At 71.6% G+C, this 15096-nt stretch carries 14 protein-coding genes; 2 read left to right on the top strand and 12 right to left on the bottom strand.

Annotated features, from left to right (window positions below; all coding sequences use genetic code 11):
* Positions 1-75 precede the first annotated feature (75 nt).
* The 12 genes from AN215_RS21515 to AN215_RS21460 form a co-directional block, all read right to left on the bottom strand.
* Positions 76-666: a TetR/AcrR family transcriptional regulator gene (locus AN215_RS21515; RefSeq protein WP_070008883.1), complete on the bottom strand. Its 591-nt coding sequence runs from the start codon at positions 664-666 to the stop codon at positions 76-78.
* A 130-nt stretch (positions 667-796) separates the two neighbouring features.
* Positions 797-1657, bottom strand: a complete 861-nt coding sequence (htpX, locus tag AN215_RS21510; RefSeq protein WP_070008882.1) for a zinc metalloprotease HtpX — start codon at positions 1655-1657, stop codon at positions 797-799.
* Positions 1658-1824: 167 nt separating this feature from the next.
* Positions 1825-3414, bottom strand: coding sequence for an NADH-quinone oxidoreductase subunit N (locus tag AN215_RS21505; RefSeq protein ID WP_070008977.1), 1590 nt, complete (start codon positions 3412-3414; stop codon positions 1825-1827).
* Between the two features lie 107 nt (positions 3415-3521).
* Entirely contained in the window at positions 3522-5267 is a 1746-nt protein-coding gene (locus AN215_RS21500) for a complex I subunit 4 family protein (RefSeq protein ID WP_171904298.1), read from the bottom strand.
* Positions 5268-5293: 26 nt separating this feature from the next.
* Positions 5294-7348, bottom strand: coding sequence for an NADH-quinone oxidoreductase subunit 5 family protein (locus tag AN215_RS21495; protein WP_070008880.1), 2055 nt, complete (start codon positions 7346-7348; stop codon positions 5294-5296).
* Positions 7345-7746 (bottom strand): NADH-quinone oxidoreductase subunit NuoK, encoded by a 402-nt coding sequence (gene nuoK / locus AN215_RS21490; RefSeq protein WP_070008879.1) that lies wholly within the window; start codon positions 7744-7746, stop codon positions 7345-7347. Before nuoK ends, AN215_RS21495 begins: the two co-directional genes overlap by 4 nt.
* Positions 7746-8336 carry an NADH-quinone oxidoreductase subunit J family protein gene (locus tag AN215_RS21485; RefSeq protein ID WP_070008878.1) on the bottom strand — a complete coding sequence of 197 codons (591 nt, stop codon included), beginning with the start codon at positions 8334-8336 and terminating at the stop codon, positions 7746-7748. Before AN215_RS21485 ends, nuoK begins: the two co-directional genes overlap by 1 nt.
* Positions 8333-9064: a NuoI/complex I 23 kDa subunit family protein gene (locus AN215_RS21480; protein WP_070008877.1), complete on the bottom strand. Its 732-nt coding sequence runs from the start codon at positions 9062-9064 to the stop codon at positions 8333-8335. Before AN215_RS21480 ends, AN215_RS21485 begins: the two co-directional genes overlap by 4 nt.
* The gene (locus AN215_RS21475) at positions 9064-10026 is read right to left on the bottom strand and encodes a complex I subunit 1/NuoH family protein (protein ID WP_070008876.1); all 963 of its coding nucleotides are present in this window, start codon (positions 10024-10026) and stop codon (positions 9064-9066) included. The genes AN215_RS21480 and AN215_RS21475 overlap by 1 nt, the downstream gene beginning before the upstream one ends.
* Positions 10023-11186 carry an NADH-quinone oxidoreductase subunit C gene (locus tag AN215_RS30900; RefSeq protein WP_431306315.1) on the bottom strand — a complete coding sequence of 388 codons (1164 nt, stop codon included), beginning with the start codon at positions 11184-11186 and terminating at the stop codon, positions 10023-10025. Before AN215_RS30900 ends, AN215_RS21475 begins: the two co-directional genes overlap by 4 nt.
* Positions 11183-11998 carry an NADH-quinone oxidoreductase subunit B gene (locus tag AN215_RS21465; protein WP_431306314.1) on the bottom strand — a complete coding sequence of 272 codons (816 nt, stop codon included), beginning with the start codon at positions 11996-11998 and terminating at the stop codon, positions 11183-11185. Before AN215_RS21465 ends, AN215_RS30900 begins: the two co-directional genes overlap by 4 nt.
* Entirely contained in the window at positions 11989-12360 is a 372-nt protein-coding gene (locus tag AN215_RS21460) for an NADH-quinone oxidoreductase subunit A (RefSeq protein ID WP_070008874.1), read from the bottom strand. Before AN215_RS21460 ends, AN215_RS21465 begins: the two co-directional genes overlap by 10 nt.
* A 465-nt stretch (positions 12361-12825) precedes the next feature.
* Between AN215_RS21460 and AN215_RS21455 the strand changes: the two genes are divergently transcribed.
* Positions 12826-13665: a S1 family peptidase gene (locus tag AN215_RS21455; RefSeq protein WP_070008873.1), complete on the top strand. Its 840-nt coding sequence runs from the start codon at positions 12826-12828 to the stop codon at positions 13663-13665.
* A 262-nt stretch (positions 13666-13927) separates the two neighbouring features.
* Positions 13928-15096, top strand: a 1169-nt coding sequence (locus AN215_RS21450) for a sensor histidine kinase (RefSeq protein ID WP_070031273.1), incomplete at its 3' end; no start/stop codon positions are given.

The following is a 15096-nucleotide window of genomic DNA, read 5'->3' as shown; positions in this document are numbered from 1 at the left end:
GACGACGTGAGCGGTCGTGTCAGGTGCTGTGGGTGGACGCATGGGCGCGGACACGGACATGGGTACGGGCATGGGTCAGACGCCGAGGGCGGGGAGAACCACGGCATCGATGTAGGAGAGAAGGAAGTCCTGCGTGGGCGGCAGCTCGTCGATCACGCTCCGGGCCCCGATCCCGCCGTGCAGCACGTGCATGAGGTAGTCGAACGCGGGGTTGTCCGCGCGGACTTCGCCTCTTTCGACAGCGCGCTGCAGCATCAGGCGCAGGTCTTCCTGTTCCGGTTCGATCAGCAACTCACGGAAGGCGCGCAGGAGATCGGGGTTGTCGTGCACCGCCATGGCCATGCCCCGCATGAGCGCGGCGTGCTGGCGCATCTGGCGGTCGTCCTGACGTACGGCCAGTTCGTGGAAGTCTCCGCGCAGGGACCCGGTGTCCACATCGGCGAACCGGAGCGGCTTCTGGTGCCGCAGCGCCCTGACGACGAGCTCGGCCTTGCCGCCCCACTGGCGGTAGAGGGTGGCCTTGCTGGAGCGGGTACGGGCGGCCACGGCGTCCATGGTGAGGGCGTCGTAACCGACCTCACGGAGGAGGGCGAGCACGGCCGCGTACAGCTCGGACTCACGCTCGGGCGTGATCCGGCTGCGGCGTGCCGGTGATGCCTCGGTCATGCTCGTCCACTTCCGTGCCGAACGAAACGGTTTCGTACAGCGGAAGCATATCCAGGGACGTAATCGAAACGGAACAGTTTCGTACGTGGCCCATGTCACGCCCGCCCCTTCGGCGCGGAAGGCGGGGGCGTCAGCGTCCGCGGCCCGCCATGCGCTCCAGGCGGGCGACCCGCTGGGCCATCGGCGGGTGCGTGGAGAAGAGCCGGGCCATCCCCTCTCCGCGGCGGAACGGGTTGGCGATCATCAGATGGCCGGCCGCCTCCAGCCTCGGCTCCGACGGGAGCGGCAACTGCCGCGTGCCGGCCTCGAGTTTGCGCAGGGCGGAGGCGAGTGCGAGGGGGTCGCCGGTGAGCTGGGCGCCGGAGGCGTCTGCCTCGTACTCACGGGACCGTGAGACGGCGAGCTGGATGACGGAGGCAGCCAGCGGACCCAGGATCATGATCATCAGCATCCCGAAGAGGCCGGGACCTTCGTCGTCGTCGCCGCGCCCGAAGGGGATCAGCCAGGCGAAGTTGACGAGGAACATCACCACCGAGGCGAGCGCACCGGCCACCGAGGAGATGAGGATGTCCCGGTTGTAGACGTGGCTCAGCTCGTGGCCGATGACGCCGCGCAGCTCGCGCTCGTCGAGCAGGCGCAGGATTCCGTCGGTGCAGCAGACGGCCGCGTTGCGGGGGTTGCGGCCGGTGGCGAAGGCGTTCGGCGCCTGGGTGGGTGAGATGTAGAGCCGGGGCATCGGCTGACGGGCGGCCGTGGAAAGCTCGCGCACCATCCGGTAGAGCCCCGGGGCCTCGAACTCGCTGACGGGGCGTGCGCGCATGGCGCGAAGCGCGATCCTGTCGCTGCGCCAGTACGCGTAACCGTTGGTGCCGAGGGCGACGAGCAGCGCGATGAGCAGGCCCGTACGGCCGAAGAAGCTGCCGATGACGATGATGAGTGCCGACAGTCCCCCGAGGAGCAGGGCAGTCCTCAGCCCGTTGTGCCGGTGCACAGTACGCCCTCCAGTGGTGCAGCAGGGGAACCCTGAGCCGCGTGGTCGTGCCACGGTTCGGTGGAACCTCTCCGCCCTGGTCAACGCGGGGAGCCGGACAACAGTTCCCTGCCCGGGCCGACGTGCCCCGTACGGCTCCGGCGCCGCTGACGGGCGCCGGACACTCCCTAGCGCAGGCCGCCGGCGGTGAAGGTCAGCACCAGGTCGGGGTAGAGGGAGAGGGCGATGCCGACGGTCGCGGTGAGCGCGATCCCCGCCGCCAGCGGCGCGGCCATGCGCGGACGCCGCGCGCCTCCCCCACCCGGCTGCGGCTCCGCGCCGGCGGCGGCCGGTGCGCCCGCGCGGAAGACGAGCGCGGTCCAGCGCAGGTAGTAGAAGAGGGCGATCACGACGTTGACGGCCATGATCACGGCGAGCCAGCCCAGGCCGTTCCCGACGGCCGTGGAGAAGACCGCCACCTTGGCGAAGAGGCCTACGACGCCCGGCGGCAGGCCCGCGAGGCAGAGCAGGAAGAAGGCGAGCGCGAGGGCGGCGAGCGGGTGGGCCGCGAACAGGCCGCGGTAGTCGCGCAGCCGGTTCGCGCTGCTCGTACGGCTGATGTGGGCGACGACGGCGAAGGCGCCGAGGTTCACCGCCGCGTACATCAGCAGGTAGGCCACGGTGGCGCCGACGGTCGAGAGCGCCGGGCCGGACGGCTCCGCGCCGCCCGCGTCCGGAGCGGCGGCGGCGAGGGGCACCAGCAGATAACCCGCCTGTCCGACGGAGGACCAGGCGAGCAGGCGTACGGCGCCGTGCGCCTGGTCCGCGCGCTGGCGCAGCGCGGCGACGTTGCCGGCGGTCATGGTGAAGGCGGCGAGTACGGCGAGAGCCGGGCCCCACAGCTCCGCGCGGGAGGAGAACGCCTGGACGACGAGGAGGATCAGGCCGGAGATCCCCGCCGTCTTGCCGACCACGGACAGGAACGCGGCGACGGGCACGGGCGCGCCCACATAGGTGTCCGGCACCCAGAAGTGGAAGGGGACGACGGACGCCTTGAAGGCGAAACCGACGAGGGTGAGGGCGACGCCCGCGCTGCCCAGCGCCTCCAGCTGGGGATCGGCACGGGTGAGGCCCTCGCTGATCCCCTGGAAGTAGAGCGTGCCGGTCACCGCGTAGAGGAAGCTCGCCCCGAGGAGGGTCACGGCGGTGGCGGTGACGGAGGAGAGGAAGAACTTCAGCGCCGCCTCCGCCGACCCGCGGCTGCCGCGCCGCAGCCCGACGAGGGCGAAGGCGGGCAGCGACGCGGTCTCCAGCGCGATGACGAGGGTGACCAGGTCCCGTGAGGCGGGGATGAGCGCCGCCCCGGCGGTGGCGGACAGCAGCAGGAACCAGTACTCGCCGGCCGGAAGTCCCCCGGGGCCTTCGGCATGGGTGGGGCCCCCACGGCCGTGCACCGCGGGCATCGACAGCAGCACGGTGACGAACGCGGCGCCCAGTACCAGGAACTGGAGTACGAGCGCGAGGGTGTCGGCGGAGTAGCTGCACGCCTGGGAGCCGCCGGGCAGGCAGAAGGTCTCCAGGTCCCTCGTACGGAGGAAGAGCAGCGGCAGCGCCGCGAGCACCAGACTCACGGCGGCGGCCGGGCCGAGCATCCGCTTGCCGCGCTCGGGCAGGAACAGGTCGGCGACGAGGACGGCGAGCCCGGCCACGGCGGCGATCGTCGGCGGGGAGATCGCGAGCCAGTCGACGGACTGCACGACGGAGTCGGCGGACTGCATGACCGGGCCTGCGGTCTGCACGACGGATTCCGCGGACTGCACGGAACCGGCGGGGTCCGCGGCATGCGTGGCCCGCACGGCCTCCGCGGCCCCCTGGGCGAGCACGGTCATCGGGTCACTCCTGGCAGAAGGTCCTGCACGGCCGGGTCGCTGAGCCCGAGGAGGAGCGCGGGCCACAGTCCGGCGGCGACGGTGAGTACGACCAGCGGCGTCCACGCCGCGTACTCGTAGCCGCGCACATCGGGCAGGCGTACGGTCGCCGGTTCGGGATGCTCACCCGGAGCTGACGGCTCCGCTGATGTGCCCTGCTCCGGGTCCCGCAGTTCCCGGCGCTCGAAGTGACCGGAGGCTCCGCGTTCCTCCAGCGGGTCGCCCATGCAGACGCGGCGGACGACGGCGAGCATGTACGCGGCGGTGAGCAGCGTGCCGAGCCCGCCGACCGCCATGAAGGTGATGAAGGCGGGACGGCTGAGGCCGGGCGCGGGGTCGTAGGCGCCGAGCAGGGCCAGCATCTCCCCCCAGAAGCCCGCGAGTCCGGGCAGTCCGAGCGAGGCCACGGCGCCGAAGGCGAGCAGACCGCCGAAGCGCGGCGCCGTGCCGTACAGGGCACCGCCCGTCTCACCCGAAAGAGTGTCGAGGTCGGTGCTGCCCGCACGCTCCTTCAGGGCGCCGACGAGGAAGAAGAGCAGACCGGTGATGAGGCCGTGCGCGATGTTCGCGAACAGCGCGCCGTTGACGCCCGTGGGGGTCATCGTCGCGATGCCGAGCAGCACGAAGCCCATGTGGCCCACGGACGAGTACGCGATGAGCCGCTTGAGGTCGCCGTTCGCACCGCGCCGGGCCAGGGCGAGGCAGGCCAGCGATCCGTAGACGATGCCGGTCACGGCCAGGGCGCCCAGGTACGGGGCGAAGACCTGCATGCCCTCGGGTGCGACGGGCAGCAGGATGCGCACGAAGCCGTAGGTGCCCATCTTCAGCAGGACGCCGGCGAGCAGCACGGAACCGACGGTCGGCGCCGCGGTGTGGGCGTCGGGCAGCCAGCTGTGCAGCGGCCACATGGGGGTCTTCACGGCGAGGCCGGCGCCGATGGCGAGCACGGCGACGATCTGCGTGGTGCGGCTCAGCGCCGAGTGGTTGTCAGTGGCGAGTGCCACCATGTCGAAAGTGCCGGCCTTGAAGCCGATGAGGAGCAGGCCGAGCAGCATCACGACGGAGCCGAGCAGCGTGTAGAGGATGAACTTCCAGGCGGCGCGGGCCGGTTCACGGGGGTCGCGGGGGTCCTTGCCGCCCCAGCGGGCGATGAGGAAGTACATCGGGATGAGGACGGTCTCGAAGGCGAGGAAGAAGAGCACCAGGTCGAGCGAAGCGAAGGTGGCGAGCGTTCCGGCCTCGAGCAGGAGGATCAGCGCGACGAACGCCTGGGGGCTGCCGGCGCGGCGCGCGGCGGGGGCGTCTTGGTCCGCGGGGCCGTCGTCGGAGCTCGCGGGTGCGGCCGTGTCGCCGGAGTTGGTGCCGGCATCGGTGCCGTAGCTGTAGAGCGCGCAGAGAAAGGTGAGCAGAGCGGTCAGTACGAGCAGCGGCAACGAGACGCCGTCGACGCCGAGATGGAGGTGGATGCCGAGGGACGGGATCCACTCGGCGTCCGACTCGGCCTGTATGGTGCCGGGCCGCCCGGTGTCGAAGCCGAGCGCGAGGACGACCGATGCGGCGAGCACCACGCCGGTGACGGTGACGCCGTGCCGGAGCACGGCCTGCCCGGGGTCGCGGCCCTTGAGCCCGGGCGGCGCCGGGAGCAGCGCGGCGGCGGAGCCGAGCAGGGGGAGCACGAGTACGGCGATGAGGAGCGCCTGCATGACGGTGTCGCTGACGGGAATCACGGTCAGGCCCCTCCGGTTCCGGCGGCGACGAGGACGACGGCCACGGTGAGCAGCAGCGAGCCCACCAGGAGCGCGCCGAGGTAAGTCTGCGTGTTGCCGGTCTGCGTGCGGCGTACGAGGGCACCCAGCAGGCGGGGTCCGTGCCCCGCGCCGCGCACGTATGCGTCGAGGACCTCGCGGTCGAGGAAGCGCACGAGGCGCGCGGCGGCCCGCGTCGGGCGTACGAGCAGCGCGCTGTAGGCGGCGTCCAGCCGGAAGCCGTGGGCGGCGGTGCCGTGGAGGGGGCCGAGCAGCAGCCGCCCGGGGTCGGACGGGTCGGGCGCGGAGGCGATGTCCCCGTAGGCCGGTTCGTGGGTGGCGATGGCTTCGGCCTCGGACAGGGCCGGATCGCCCTGCGGGTGCGCGGCCACGGCTCCCATCGGCGCGCGGGCGGCGGCGAGGGAGGTGGTGTGCCGCCACGCGGCGTACGTCACCAGCACGCCGACGAGGGCGACACCGGTGGCGAGTACGGAGGTCACGAGGGTGGGGGCGAGGGATTCGCCGTCGAACCAGCCCGGGAGCACACCGAAGGCGAGACCGAGCGCGAGGGAGGGCACGGCCAGTACCCACAACACGAGGTTCATGACGACGGGTTCGCGCCCGTGCTCGTCGGCGGACACGCGCGGGCCCTCGCCGCGGAAGGCGAGCAGCCACAGCCGCGTGGCGTACGCGGCGGTCAGCAGCGCGCCGAGCATGCCTGCCACCAGCACGATCCAGCCGACGGCGGGGGTGGCCTGGGCGGCACCGGCAGCGGCACCGGCGCCGTGCGCGCCGGCGAAGGCGGCGTGCTCCGCGGCGCCGAGCACGGCTTCCTTCGAGAAGAAGCCACTGAAGGGAGGCACGGCCGCGAGGGCGAGCAGCCCGATCGTCATCGTCCAGTACGCGTCGGGCGCGGTCTTGGTGAGGCCTCCCATCCGGGCCATCGCGGCAAGGGAGTTGGTGCCGGCGGCGTGGATGAGAACGCCCGCCGCGAGGAAGAGCAGCGCCTTGAACGCGCCGTGCGTGAGGAGGTGGAAGACGGCGGCACCGCGGTCGGCGACGGCCAGGGCCCCTGCCATGTAGGCGAGTTGACCGATCGTCGAATAGGCGAGGACGCGTTTGATGTCGTCCTGCGCCAGCGCGCAGAGCGCCGAACCGACGATGGTCACGGCGGCGATCAGTGCCAGTACGACGAGCGCGGCGGTGGACGCGGCGAAGACCGGCAGCAGCCGGGCGACGACGTACACGCCCGCGGCGACCATCGTGGCCGCGTGGATGAGCGCGGAGACGGGCGTCGGGCCGGCCATCGCGTCCGGCAGCCAGGTGTTCAGCGGGAACTGCGCGGACTTGCCCGCGATACCGGCGAGCAGCAGCAGCGCGATGACGGTGGGATGCGACAGCTCGAACTGGGCGAGCTGGGCCGTGAGTTTGCCCGTGATGCCGCTGATGCGGAAGGTCCCCGCCTCCGTGGCGAGCACGAAGATACCGATGAGGAACGGCACGTCGCCGAGCTTGGTGACGAGGAAGGCCTTGACGGCGGCGGACCGCGCGGCCTGCGTCTCCCAGTAGTGGCCCACGAGGAAGTACGAGCAGATGCCCATGACCTCCCAGCCGACGAGCAGCACGATGAGGTCGTCCGCGTAGACGACGAGCAGCATCGCGGCGGTGAAGAGGGAGACGAAGGCGGAGTAACTCGCATAGCGCGGGTCGTCGCGCAGATAGCCGGTCGAGTAGAGCTGCACGCACGAGGCGACGACGCCGACGAGGACGGCGACGAGGACGGCGAACCCGTCGAGATGCAGGGCGAGTTCGACGGTCAGGGCGGCATCGCCGGTCGGCGTCAGCTCGGTCGCGGCCTTGAGCGGCTCGCCGCCGCCCTGGCGCACGGCCACGGTGATCGCGAACGCGGTCGCAAGGAGGGTGGGCAGTACGGCCAGCGGCTGCGCGTAGCCGGGCGCCCGGCGGCCGGTGAGGAGTCCCGCGACGGCGCCGAGGAACGGCAGCAGGGGGACGAGGGCGGCGAGTGTCGTGGTGCTCACGCTGTCTGCCTCCCGCTGTCGGTGGTGGACGTGACCGCTGCCGTATCGCCCGGGCGGCTGCCGGGGCCGTCGTCCCCGTCCGCGTCGGGGGCGCCTTCACGCAGGTCTCTGAGCCTGTCGATGTCGGAGGTGCCGCGGGTGCGGTACACGAGCAGCACGATGGCGAGGCCGATCCCGATCTCGGCCGCGGCGATGGCGATGGTGAAGAGCGCGAGCGCCTGCCCCGTGTGGAGTTCCTCGCGCAGCCACACGTCGAAGGCGACGAGATTGAGGTTGACGGCGTTGAGCATCAACTCGACCGACATCAGCACGAGGATGGCGTTGCGGCGGGCGAGTACGCCGTACAGGCCGGTGGAGAAGAGGAGGGCTGCGAGTACGGCCGGGTAGGCGAGATGCATCAGCGCTGCCCCTCCTGCTTCGTCTCCGGCTCCGCCTCGTCCGTCTCCGGCGCGCCCCGTCGGGAGAGGACTATGGCACCGACGAGCGCGGCGAGCAGCAGTACGGACAGCGCTTCGAAGGGAAGCACCCAGCCGCGGAAGAGTGCCTCACCCGTGACCCGGGTGGAGCCCTTCGGGGAGGTGCTCAGATCGATCCAGGTGGTGCGGAAGGCGTCCACGACGAGGGTGACGAGCGTGGCCGCGGAGACGACCGCGACGCCGAGCGCGATCCACCGGTTGCCGGAGTCCGCGTCGGGCGAGGGCCCTATGGGCGCCTTGGTCAGCATCAGTCCGAAGAGCAGGAGCACGACGACGGAGCCCACGTAGATCAGGACCTGGACCCAGGCGATGAACTCGGCGGTGAGAAGGAGGTATTCGACCGCGACACCGCCGAGGGCCGCCACCAGCCACAGGGCCGCGTGCACGAGCTGCTTGGTGGTGACGGTGACCAGCGCGGCGCCGAGAGTGGCCAGCCCGACGAGCACGAAGACGATCTCGACCCCGGTGGGCGAGAGGAAGCCGGGGTGGGCGCCGGCTGCGGCGAGGTTCACGAATCGCCCCCCTGCTCGCGCTTGTCCGGCCCGGAAGCACCGTCCTGCCCGGAAGCGCCGCCCGGCCCGGAAGGCCCTTCCGGCTGGGACCGCCCCTCAGGCCCGGACCGGTCTTGCCCGTCCGGGGCTGCTGCCTGCTGCTGCTCCGGCTCCGCCTGCTGTGCCGCGAGTTTGTCCGCGGCCTTGCGGGCGGCGCCGAGCTCCTTGGGCTCCTCGGCCGCCGGGTCGAGCGGAGGCGGCTCGGGCACCGTCCACATCCACTCCCGGAGCTTGTCCCGCTCATGGGTGAGGTCGCGGATGTCGGTCTCGGCGTACTCGAACTCCGGTGACCAGAACAGCGCGTCGAAGGGGCAGACGTCGATGCAGATACCGCAGTACATGCACAGCGCGAAGTCGATGGCGAAGCGGTCGAGGACGTTGCGGCTCCGCTCGCGGCCCCCCGGAGTGGCGGCGGGCATCGTCTCCTTGTGCGAGTCGATGTAGATGCACCAGTCGGGGCACTCGCGGGCGCACAGCATGCAGACCGTGCAGTTCTCCTCGAAGAGCCCGATCACTCCGCGGCTGCGCGGCGGCAGTTCGGGCTGTACGTCCGGATAGTGCGCGGTGACCGAACGGCGCGTCATCGTACGGAGTGTGACGGCCAGCCCCTTGGCGAGTCCGGAGCCGGGGAAGGAGGGGCGCCCGGAGGGCTTCCTTGAGGGGCGGTGGTCGGGAGAGGGGCCGGCCATTACTGGATCACCACCTTGACGACGCCGGTGAGGGCGATCTGCAGAAGGGCGAGCGGTACGAGCACGGTCCAGGCCACGCGCTGGATCTGGTCCTCGCGCAGCCGCGGATAGCTCACCCGCAGCCAGATGACGACGAAGGCGAGTGCGGCGGTCTTCAACAACGTCCACACCCAGCCGAGTTCACCCGCTGCCGGGCCGTGCCAGCCCCCCAGGAAGAGCACGGCGGTCAGCGCGGAGAGCACGACGATGCCCGCGTACTCGGCGAGCAGGAACAGCGCGAACCGCAGCCCCGTGTACTCGGTGTACGCGCCGAAGATGATCTCGGAGTCGGCGACCGGGGCGTCGAAGGGCGGACGCTGGAGTTCGGCGAGTCCGGCGGTGAAGAAGACCAGCCCGCCGATGATCTGCCACGGCAGCCACCACCACTGCCAGGCGTCCAGGATGCCCGGCAGGGACAGCGTGCCCGCGGCCATCGCGACGGAGGCCGCGGCCAGCAGCATCGGCAGCTCGTACGCCAGCAGTTGGGCCGCCGTACGGAGTCCGCCGAGCAGCGAGAACTTGTTGGCCGACGCCCAGCCGCCCATGAGCGAGCCCAGCACGCCCACGCCCATCACGGCGAGCACGAAGAACACGCCCGCGTCGACGACCTGGCCGACCTGGTCGCCGTCCCCCACCGGGATGGCGATCAGCACGATGAGGTACGGCAACAGCGCGATGGCCGGTGCCAGTTGGAAGACCCGGCGGTCGGCGCCGCCCGGCACGATGTCTTCCTTCTGCGCGAACTTCACTCCGTCGGCGACGAGTTGGGCCCAGCCGTGGAAGCCGCCCGCGTACATCGGGCCGACGCGGCCCTGCATGTGGGCCATCGCCTTGTGCTCCGCCTGTCCGACGATCAGCGGCAGCAGGAGGAAGGCGAGCAGCACGGCGAGCAGCCGCCACAGGACATCGACCACGTCCATCAGGCGCCACCACCCTCGGTCGGTCCTCCACCGGAGCCGGGCCCGGCGTCGCGGTCGCCTCCGGAGCGCTCGCCGCGGCCTTGGCCGTCGTCCTCGTCAGGGCCGCCGCCGGAATCGGGACCGGAGGCGGAATCGGGACCGGAGGCGGTGCCGGGACCGGAGGCGGTATCAGGGCCAGGGCTCGAACCGGCGCCGCCGCCCTCGCCGCGACCGGTGCCGTCGCCGTGCCACGGCGCATCGGAGCCCGGGGCGCCCGTCGCAGAGGCATCCGGCTCCGCGTCGCCGCGCTGGCTCGCCGAGCCCGCGCTCGCCGACCTCGCACGCCGGGCGGGGCGCTCGGCCGCGCCCGCGCCCGCACGCCCCGCACGTCCGCGCGCGGGTCGCGACGGCACGGGCGGAAGCTGGCCCTTCAGCGGGCCCCACTCGTTCGGGTCGGGCACGCCGGGCGGCAGCATCTGCCTGCGCTTCGGGGCACCGTGGGCCGACTCGCCCGGTTCGACCGCGCCCGGCCACGCCTTGGCCACGCGCGCGGCGAGGACGAAGTCCTTGCGCAGCGGGTGGCCTTCGAAGGACTCGGGCAGCAGCAGGTGCGTCAGGCCGGGGTGGTCCGTGAAGGCCACGCCGAACATCTCGTGGGTCTCCCGCTCGTGCCAGGCCGCACCCGCGAAGACGCCGGTAGCGGTCGGCAGTACGGGCGCCTCGTGCGGAATGGTCGTACGCAGCAGCAGCCGGCGCACGGCACGGCCGCCCCTTGCCCCCGACGGGGGCCGGACGGGCAGCGCGACCACGTGCGCGCACACCAGGAAGCCGGTGCCGGGCTCGTCCACGGCGCTCAGCCAGTCGAAGAAGCCGCAGCCGAGGTCGTCGCGCGCGGCCCGCAGGGTGGAGATCCACAGCCCCGGGGGGACATCGACTGTCAGCAGGCCGTACGCCTCCTCGGCCCGCGCGCCCTCGCCGAAGAGCGCCTCGGCGCCGATCGGCAGCCAGCCGGCGGGCACCGTCGCGGACTCGGGGAGCGCGGTGGCGGTCCCGGGGCCGGGGCTCTCCTGGGACGCCGCCGCCTCGCCGGACGTACGGCTCGGCTCGTTCGTCTCCTCCGGGCCGTCCTGCCCGTCGTGCCCGTCCTGCCCGCTGGGCCCGTTCGCTCCGTCGTGCTCGGTCACCGGGCGCCGCCCTCGTCGGAGCGCGGGCCCGAACTCCCGCTGGCGCCGGGGCCGTTCGGGTTCTCAGGGCCGTCGGCTGCCTCCCCGCCGTCCCGGGGCTTCCGGCCGTCCCGGGCCTCCGGGCGGTCGCCGCCATCCGCGTCGTCCGCGTGGCCCGTCCCCGGAGGCGGCGTCACCAGGCCGCTCCGCAGCGCGGCCACCGCTGGACGGCCCCCGGCTTCACCGGCGGCGCCGGGCGGCCCGTACCGCCGTGCCGTCGACTCACGGGCGATCTTCTCCTGCAGCTTCAGCACACCCTGCAGCAGCGCCTCCGGCCTGGGCGGGCACCCAGGCACGTACACGTCGACGGGGATGATCTGGTCGACACCCTTCGTGACGGAGTACGAATCCCAGTACGGGCCGCCGCAGTTGGAGCACGCGCCGAAGGAGATCACGTACTTCGGCTCCGGCATCTGCTCGTACAGCCGCTTCACCGCGGGGGCCATCTTGTCCGTGACCGTCCCCGACACGACCATCAGGTCCGCCTGCCGGGGCCCGGGAGCGAAGGGGATGACGCCGAGCCGGATGAAGTCGTGCCGGGCCATCGACGCGGCGATGAACTCGATGGCGCAGCAGGCGAGTCCGAAGTTGAATACCCAGAGGCTGTAGCGGCGGCCCCAGTTGAGGATGACCTTCATCGGTTCGGGGGCGAGCCTTGCCAGCGGGCCGATCGACTTCGCCGCCACCGCTCCGGTGCCCGCGCCGCCGGGCCGTGCCGGGTCCGGCAGATCCACCCGGCCGCCGCCGTCCCTCTCCGTGTTCGTCACGTCCATTCCAGGACGCCCTTCTTCCATGCGTAGAGCAGACCGACGGTGAGGAACCCGAGGAAGACGAACATCTCCGTCAGGGTGACGCCGCCGAAACCGGGCGCCGCGAAGACGGTCGCCCACGGGAAGAGGAACACCGAGTCGACTGCGAAGATCACATACAGGAACGCGTAGACGTAGTAGCGGATCTGCGTGTGCGCCCAGCCCTCACCGACCGGGTCGACGCCGCATTCGTACGTCAGGAGTTTCTCCCGCGTCGGCACCACCGGCCGCAGCAGCCGCCCGGCGCCGAAAGCCACGGCGACGAAGAGCACTCCGACCACCGCGACCAGCCCGACGACCGAATAGCCGTGGAAATAGTCCGGCACGTCTGCCCTTCCTCACTCACTCGCTCGTTCAACGCCCGCTGTGCCGATGTGCCCGGTGCGGCGGTGTCCGCCGTATCCGCGTGCCGCCCTGCCGCCCGTGCCGCCCCTGCCGTCCGTGTCCGTCGGCGTCGCCGAGCGGTCCGTACGGACAGGACCACAACGCGGCCCGCACGGTGCGCGAATTCCACCACGCCGTCCGCGTTACGTGCGTCCAGCACTCTGTACGCACGGGAGTCTAGGGCGTACGCGCAATCTTTGACCCGGCAGGACCTGGCAGCCGATTCCATGCCGCATGTGCCCCTGTATGGGCCCGTTGTCGCCGGAAACCGCCTCTTGCCAGGCCGCACAAAGCCGGAAGAGAATCGCACAACGCTTGACGGGGTCAGCTCAATTCCTGGTTGTTCGCGGTGATTTGGGCGGCCTCCGCCGGGCTACGCGCGTAACCCCCCACGAGAGGAAACACCCGTGCAGAAGCAGCGGAAGAAGATCGCAAGACTCATAGCCGGTGCTGCCGTGGCGCTCGCCGCGGTGAGCCTGGCGCCCATGGGCATCGCAATGGCCGGCGAGGACGGCGCCAAGAAGGCTCCCTCGCAGGCCGCCGTCGAGCAGCACTCCGACGACATCAGCGCCAAGATCGTCGGCGGCACCGAGGCGGAGAAGGGCGAGTTCCCGTGGATGGTCCGCCTGTCCATGGGCTGCGGCGGTGCGCTGTTCGAGAAGGACGTCGTCCTGACCGCCGCCCACTGTGTGGACGGCAGCGGCCCGAACGACAGCATCACCGCCACCGGCGGCGTCGTCGACCTTGAGGACAGCGACAAGGTCGAGGTGAAGTCCACGGAGGTCCTCCAGGCCCCTGGCTACGACGGCAAGGGCAAGGACTGGGCGCTGATCAAGCTCGCCGAACCGATCGACCAGGAGACGCTGCCGATCGCCGAGGACGACTCCAACAACAAGGGCGACTTCACCATCGCCGGCTGGGGTGCCGACAAGGAAGGCGGCGAGCAGCAGCAGAAGATGCTCAAGGCCGAGGTGCCGTTCGTCGACGACGCGACCTGCAAGGGCGCCTACTCCGAGCTGGTGGAGAAGGAAGAGCTGTGCGCCGGCTTCATGGACAAGGGCGAGATCGACAGCTGCCAGGGCGACTCCGGCGGCCCCATGTTCCGTAAGACCGAGGGTGGAGAGTTCATCCAGGTCGGCATCGTGAGCTGGGGCGAGGGCTGTGCCCGTCCGGGCAAGCCCGGTGTCTACACCGAGGTGAGCACCTTCGCCGCGGACATCAAGAAGGCCGCCGCGGACCTGGGCTGACGCCCGGCCGTCCGGCCCGCTGAAGTGACGGCGACGCCCGTGCCCGCGTATCCGACGCAGGCACGGGCGTCGTCTTGTGCGCGGGCGTCGTCTTGTGCGCCGACGACGTCGCGTGCGCGCGTGGACGGAGCGGGGCGGGACGGAGCGGGGCGGGACGGAGCGGGTGCCCGGAGGAGCCGGCCGTGAGGGGTGGGGTTATCCCCACGTCCTCACCCCGTTGAACCCCATGGCGCCACCCCCGTCCACCGGGCAGTCTTGGCCCATGACCGCGAGCGCACACCCCTCCGGCTACGGGGAACCCCAGGACGAGCGCCTTCCGCCGCCGGCGCCGGTGCTCGGCGCACAGACGTGGCGGGAGATCGCTCATCTCCTGAGCAACATGCCGGTCGGCGTGGCCGGGTTCCTCTACATCGCCGTGTGCATATACGCCAGCGCGATGCTCTCCTTCACGCTGGTCGGGCTTCCGCTGCTCGCGGTCACGCTGCTCGGCGTCCGCCAGTTGGGGCGCTTCGAGCGGGCCCGGGCGCGGGTGCTGCTGCGCGTACGGATCGAGGAGCCGAGCGCGCTGCGTGCGCGCGAGGAGGGCTTCCTGTCCTGGCTGTGGGCACAGCTGAAGGACTCGGTCGCCTGGCGGCACGTGCTCTACTTCTTCATCCGGCTGCCCTGGGGCTGGCTGAGCTTCGGCGTGACGTTTCCCGCGCTGTTCGTCGGCTGGCCCGTGCTGCCGTGGCTGGCCCGGGGCCTGACCAACGTCGACCGTGCGCTCGTACGTGCCCTGCTCTCGCCCTCGGACGAGCTGGAGCGGCGCATCGCCGAGCTGGAGTCGGATCGTGGTTCGGTGGCCGACACCGCCGCAGCCGACCTGCGCCGCATCGAACGCGACCTCCACGACGGCGCACAAGCACGCCTGGTCACCCTCGCCATGGACCTCGGCCTCGCCAAGGAAAAACTCCTCCAAGACCCCCAAGCCGCCGCCGACATGGTCGACGAAGCACACGGCGAAGTGAAACTCGCCCTCCAAGAACTCCGCGACCTCGCCCGCGGCATCCACCCCGCCATCCTCACCGACCGCGGCCTCGGCCCCGCCCTCTCCGCACTCGCCGCACGCTGCACCGCCGACGTCACCGTCACCGTCGACCTCCCCGACCGCCCCGCCCAAGCCATCGAAGGCATCACCTACTTCACCGTCTCCGAACTCCTCCAGAACATCACCAAACACGCCCAAGCACGCACCGCCCGCATCGACATCTGGAAAACCCACGACCGCCTCCTCCTCCAGACCACCGACGACGGCAAAGGCGGCGCCACCACCACCGGAACCGGCACCGGACTCGCCGGACTCGCCGACCGCCTCACCGCCGTCGACGGCCTCCTCATCCTCGACTCCCCCACCGGCGGCCCCACCACCATCACCGCCGAACTCCCCTGGCG

Source organism: Streptomyces abyssalis (assembly GCF_001751365.1).
Lineage (GTDB): Bacteria > Actinomycetota > Actinomycetes > Streptomycetales > Streptomycetaceae > Streptomyces > Streptomyces abyssalis.
Note: the sequence above shows the minus strand (reverse complement) of the source record. Positions and strands in the feature narration are given on the sequence as shown.